1 rRNA gene is annotated in these 657 nt (G+C 54.6%); it reads left to right on the plus strand.

What is annotated here, in order from left to right:
• A 23S ribosomal RNA gene (locus PKO02S_RS32120) occupies positions 1–657 on the plus strand; the annotation flags it as partial.

Here is a 657-nt window from a genome sequence, read left to right on the forward strand (position 1 = left end):
CAGTGAAAAGGCCCAAGCGACTGTTTAGCAAAAACACAGGTCTGTGCGAAGCCGCAAGGCGAAGTATACGGGCTGACGCCTGCCCGGTGCTGGAAGGTTAAGGGGAGTGGTAAGCCGCAAGGCGAAGCTATGAACCGAAGCCCCAGTAAACGGCGGCCGTAACTATAACGGTCCTAAGGTAGCGAAATTCCTTGTCAGGTAAATTCTGACCCGCACGAATGGCGTAACGACTTGGGCGCTGTCTCAACGAGAGATCCGGTGAAATTTTAATACCTGTGAAGATGCAGGTTACCCGCGACTAGACGGAAAGACCCCATGGAGCTTTACTGGAGCTTGATATTGGACTTTGGTACGATCTGTACAGGATAGGTGGGAGCCGGAGAAGGGGGAGCGCAAGCTTCCCTGGAGGCGCCGTTGGGATACCACCCTGATCGTATCGGAGTTCTAACCTGTTACCGTAAACCGGTAAAGGGACCGTGTCAGGCGGCCAGTTTGACTGGGGCGGTCGCCTCCTAAAGCGTAACGGAGGCGCCCCAAGGTTCCCTCAGAATGGTTGGAAATCATTCGAAGAGTGCAAAGGCAGAAGGGAGCTTGACTGCGAGACGTACAAGTCGAGCAGGGACGAAAGTCGGGCTTAGTGATCCGGTGGTACCGAAT

It is taken from the genome of Paenibacillus koleovorans NBRC 103111 (genome assembly GCF_004000845.1).
In the GTDB taxonomy this organism is placed as follows: domain Bacteria; phylum Bacillota; class Bacilli; order Paenibacillales; family NBRC-103111; genus Paenibacillus_AA; species Paenibacillus_AA koleovorans.